The sequence below is a fragment of the Microbacterium sp. Bi128 genome, assembly GCF_918698205.1.
On sequence record NZ_CAKKMM010000283.1, the window covers coordinates 1 to 5,234 of the forward strand.

Annotated in this window: 3 protein-coding genes; 1 reads left to right on the forward strand and 2 read right to left on the reverse strand. The window is 72.5% G+C overall.

All coding sequences use genetic code 11. The features are described from left to right. A partial coding sequence (locus LQV45_RS17090; protein ID WP_230008055.1) for a TM0106 family RecB-like putative nuclease occupies positions 1-2,582 on the reverse strand: 2,582 nt, incomplete at its 3' end. 109 nt (positions 2,583-2,691) lie between these two features. On the opposite strand from LQV45_RS17090, the gene LQV45_RS17095 reads away from it, so the two are divergent. Further along, positions 2,692-4,752 carry an NAD(+) synthase gene (locus LQV45_RS17095; RefSeq protein ID WP_230008056.1) on the forward strand — a complete coding sequence of 687 codons (2,061 nt, stop codon included), beginning with the start codon at positions 2,692-2,694 and terminating at the stop codon, positions 4,750-4,752. Positions 4,753-4,754: 2 nt separating this feature from the next. Here the strand turns inward: LQV45_RS17095 and LQV45_RS17100 are convergent. Further along, a partial coding sequence (locus LQV45_RS17100) for a DUF427 domain-containing protein (RefSeq protein ID WP_230008057.1) occupies positions 4,755-5,234 on the reverse strand: 480 nt, incomplete at its 5' end.

The following is a 5,234-nucleotide window of genomic DNA, read 5'->3' on the forward strand; positions in this document are numbered from 1 at the left end:
GTGAAGGCGTGCGCCGCGCCGGCGTCTTTCGGGGCCTTACCCACGCGCGAGGCGGGCACGCCGGCCGCGATCACCCGTTCGAGCATGTGCTCGACGGTCGCGTGCGACTGCGCCACGACCCCCACGCGATACCCGCGCTCGGCGACCAGCCGGGCGATGACGTGCGAGCCGACGTAGGTCTTGCCGGTTCCCGGCGGGCCCTGCACCGCCAGGTAGCTGCGGTCGAGTTCTGCCACCGTCCGGGCGATCGCGGTGATCTCGTCGTCGCCCGGACCACCGTCCACCGCGGTCACCGGGGCCAGCGACCCTGAGAGCGTCCGCGGCGGACGACGGCGGAGGATGTCGGCGGCAGGGCCGTCCGGCAACGCCGGCGCCGCGGCGAGCACCGCGTCGGCCCACGCGTCGATCGCCTTCTGCTGGTTCCCGGCGCGCGGCGGCGCCGGCGGGGTCAGGGCCAGGGGAAGCGTGTCCCACGTGACGCCGTCCACGGCGACCTCTTCGATGACGGCCCCGTCGTCGAGGACGTCGCGCACCGTGACACGACGCGCCCCGTGGATCCAACGCGGGCGGGCCTCGAGCGGGAAGGGGGCGGGGAGGTCGTAGACCGCGAACGGCTCCGCATCGACCCCGAGCCGGCTGCCGGGGGCGACCTCGCCGCGCACCTCGACCAGTCGGCGGTCGGCACCCCGACCCGACTCGGAGATGTGCCAGTCCGTCACGACCCGGGAGCGGGCGGCATCCACGACCACGACGTCGCGCGTGTCCTCCCAGATCGACACGGGCTCGCGCAGACGCAGGAAGTGCGTGGCCCAGTAGGTCTTCTCTTCGCGCGGGTAGTAGTCGATCGCGGCCGCGGCGAGACGGAGCGCGGTCGCGTCGGGCTCGGCGGCATCCGTCGCCCACCGCTGCAGGGCGGTCGCCCGCGGCGACGGCTCGTAGGCCTGCTCGTCGGGCTCGGCTCCGCGCGCGGGCATCGCACCGCCCTCGCGGGCGCGCTCGACGAGCCAGTCGCGCAAGCGCCGCGTCGAGACGCAGTCGTAGCGGTTGTAGTCGGCGAGGTCGTCGAGCACGCGCTGCGCGGCCTCCGCTTCTCCGTCGGCGGCGAGCGCCCGGGCCTCGACGTACTTCACGATCGAGTCGTCGCCGCGCTGGACGTCGCTCGTGCGCACCTCATCGCCCATGTACAGCGGTTCGAGCTTCTTGATCGAGTACGAGCGCGAGCCGACGCGCAACGCACGTCGCACCACGGGGTAGAGATCGACGAAGACGCCGTCGCGCAGCAGCCGGTCGACGTCCGCCTCGCGGACGCCGTAGCGCGCCGCCATCGTCAGCAGATGCGTGGGCTCGTACGGCGCGTAGTGGTAGATGTGCATCTCGGGGAACTGCTCGCGCCGCACCGCCACGAAGTCGAGGAAGCGCTCGAGGGCGGCGCGTTCCTCGTCGAAGGTGTGGGCCCACAGCGCGCCGTAGCGCTCGCGGGTGTCGACCCAGCCGAAGAGGTAATCGATGCCCCAGTGCGCGCGGTCGCCCTCGGTGTAGAGCGGATCGCCCTCGAAGTCGAAGAACAGGTCGCCGTGGTCAGGACGGGGAAGGACGCCGAGCGCCTTGGGCGCGACCACCTCGAACGTCGGAACGACGTGCTCCCCCGCCGCCCCGTCGCCCGCCGGGCTCTCGAGCTGCAACCGGGCCTGCGTCCGCAACGAGGCGAACGTGTCGACGCTCATCGCCGGCGGCGCCGCACCGGCGGCGGCGAGGGCGTCGATCGTGTCGATCCCGCCGGCGCGCAGCCGATCGCGCTGCACCGGGCGCATGCCCGCGACCAGGAGCAGGTCGCGGTGAGCCACGACCTCGATCTCGCACGTCGCGCAACGGCCGCACGCGATCACGGCGAGCTCGCCCCGGGGGTCGCCCCAGGGCAGCACCGGGCCCGCGGCGCCGAGGTCGACCCGCCGGTCGGCGATGAGGGCGCGCAGGCGCGCACGGCGCAGCGCGAAGACGGGCATCAGGTCGTCGACTCGATGGGTACTCGTACCGCCGTCGCCCAGGAGCAGCTGCACCTCGTCGGACCGCGCCACCCCGAGCCGGTCGAGCTGGTCGACATAGGCGGCCAACTGCATGAGGGCCGTGACGCGGGCGCGGCGGGCGAGCTTGGTGTCCTGCACGATCCACGGCCGCGGGCCACCGTCATCGGACGCCGGTTCGCGGACGAGGAAGTCGGCGAACCCCACGAACTCGTCGGTCGCGAAGGCGGCCTGGTACACGACCTCGGCCGCGGGATCGGCCAGCGCCTCGCCGGTGAGGCGCACCGCCTCGGCGAGCGCATCCGCGTCGGAGGAGCGGGCCGCCGGGATCTCGCGGACGGCCGGACCGAGGCGCCGACGGTAGTCCTCGAGCACGCGCAGCTCGTGCGCGGTCCCCAGTGCCGCGGCGCGCTCGAGGGTGGCATCCTCGGGGTCGGGCACGGCAGCGATGCGGCCGATCTTCGCGTCGATCGCCCGGAGCCACGCGAACTCGCACTCGGCTGCCGCTTTGAGGTCGCTGGCGCTCCAGACGATCCGGGCCTCTTGCTCGATGTACCGCATGGTGGTCAACGCTAATCGGGACCGCCGACATCCCCGGTGCGGCGTCCACAGCGTGCAGCGGTCCCCCGCTCCCCGCCGCGGTGTCGGAACGACCTGCCAGACTGGGGGCGTGATCACCGAGCTGCCGTTCGAGAGCCTGTACCGGCACGGCTTCGCGCGCGTGTCCGCGTGCACCATCCCCGTCGCCGTGGCCGATCCCGCCACCAACGCGGACGCGGTGCTGGTCGCCGCGCGCGAGTGCGACCTCGACGGCGTGGCCGTGGCCGTCTTCCCCGAGCTCTGTCTGACGGGGTACGCGATCGACGACCTCGTGATGCAGGACCCGTTGCTGGATGCCGTCGAGGCGGCCGTCGCGCGGATCGTCGCCGCATCCGCCGAGCTGTTGCCCGTCCTGCTGGTCGGGGCGCCGCTCCGGCACCGCAACCGGCTCTTCAACTGCGCCGTGGTCGTCCACCGCGGCCGCATCCTCGGCGTGGCCCCGAAGTCGTACCTGCCCACCTACCGGGAGTTCTACGAGAGCCGCTGGTACGCCCGCGGCGACGACCAGACGGGGCAGCACATCTCCGTGGCCGGTGCCACGGTGCCGTTCGGGCCCGACCTGCTGTTCGACGCCGTCGACGTCCCCGGACTCACCCTGCACGCCGAGGTCTGCGAAGACGTGTGGGTGCCGATCCCGCCCTCGTCCGCGGCGGCCCTGGCCGGCGCCACCGTGCTGGCGAACCTGTCGGGCAGCCCCATCACGATCGGACGTGCCGACGACCGCACCCTGCTGTCGCAGTCGCAGTCGATGCGCTGCCTTGCCGCGTACGTGTACGCCGCCGCCGGTCAGGGCGAGTCGACCAACGACCTGTCCTGGGACGGCCAGACCATGATCTACGAGGGCGGGAACCTCCTGGCCACGACCGAGCGCTTCCCGGACGGGCCGCGACGCAGCGTCGCCGACGTCGACCTCGACCGACTGCGCCAGGACCGCCTCCGCCAGGGGACGTTCGACGACAACCGCCGCACCGCCGGCACACCGTTCCGGACCGTGTCGTTCGAGTTCGCGCCACCCGCCACCGACCTGGGGCTCCGTCGCCCCCTCGACCGGTTCCCCTTCGTGCCGGACGACCCCGCGCGTCTCGCACAGGACTGCTACGAGGCGTTCAACATCCAGGTCTCGGGGCTCGTGCAGCGCCTCGAGGCGATCGGGCGGCCCCGGCCCGTCCTCGGTGTGAGCGGCGGCCTCGACTCCACGCACGCTCTGCTCGTCATCGCCCGGGCGATGGACCGCATGGGGCGTCCCCGCAGCGACATCCTCGCCTACACCCTGCCGGGCTTCGCCACGAGCGAAAAGACCAAGCACAACGCGATCGCCCTCGCCGAGGCCATTGGAGCGACGATCGAAGAGATCGACATCCGGCCCGCGGCATCCGAGATGCTCTCGCGCATGGGCCACCCCTTCGCCTCCGGCGAACCCGTGCACGACGTGACGTTCGAGAACGTCCAGGCAGGCCTGCGCACCGACTACCTGTTCCGCCTGGCGAACCAGAACGGCGGGATCGTCGTCGGCACCGGCGACCTGTCCGAGATCGCGCTCGGCTGGTCGACCTACGGCGTGGGCGACCAGATGAGCCACTACTCGGTGAACCCCGGAGTCCCCAAGACCCTGATCCAGCACGTCATCCGGTGGGTCATCTCGTCGGGCGAGCTCAGCGCCGCCACCGTCGAGGTGCTCCAGGCGGTCCTCGACACCGAGATCAGCCCCGAGCTCGTGCCGGCGGGCCAGGACGGACGGATGCAGTCGACCGAAGACCGGATCGGTCCGTACAACCTGCACGACTTCACGCTGTACCACGTGCTGCGTTTCGGCTTCCGGCCGTCGAAGATCGCGTTCCTCGCCGCGAAAGCGTGGGAGGACCCGGATGCCGGGGCCTGGCCGCCGGGCTACCCCGAGGGGGAACGGCCGGCGTACGACCTCGTCACCGTGGCGCGCTGGATGGACGTCTTCCTGCAGCGCTTCTTCGGTTTCGCCCAGTTCAAGCGGACCGCGATCCCGAACGGCCCGAAGGTGTCCCCCGCGGGATCGCTGTCACCGCGCGGCGATTGGCGCGCGCCGTCGGACGGGAACGCCCGCGCGTGGCTGGCCGACCTGCACGCGGCCGTCCCGCAGGCGTTCGCCCGCGACTGAGGTCACCAGCCCATCGAGCCGGGGACGCCCTTGAACGGCCCCGCGAGGTCTGCCGTGACCCACCCGCCGTAGAACCCGCCGGGCTGCGGTTGCACCGTCTCGCCCGCCACGACGCACCGGTCCATGGCGGCGGCGTACACCGCGACACGGTCGGCGAGCACCTCGAAGCCGGGCATCGGGTTCGGGTAGTTCCAGGCCGCGCGCTCGGCGAGCGCCCCCTCGCCGCCGTGCACGTCGAAGTAGCGCGCTCCGCCCTTGAACTCGCAGAACGACGCCCCCCGACCGAGCGTCAGGGCGTCACCGAAAGCGGCGATCGGCAGGTAGTACACCGGCGGGTGGCTCGTCTCGAGCACGCGCACCACGTCGTCTGTGTCAGCGATGCGGACGCCACCGAAGTCGATCTGCACGCGTTTCGCGACCCGCTCGACGCGGGGCGGGCGGGGATAGTCCCACACGGACTCCTGGCCGGGACGAACGGGGTC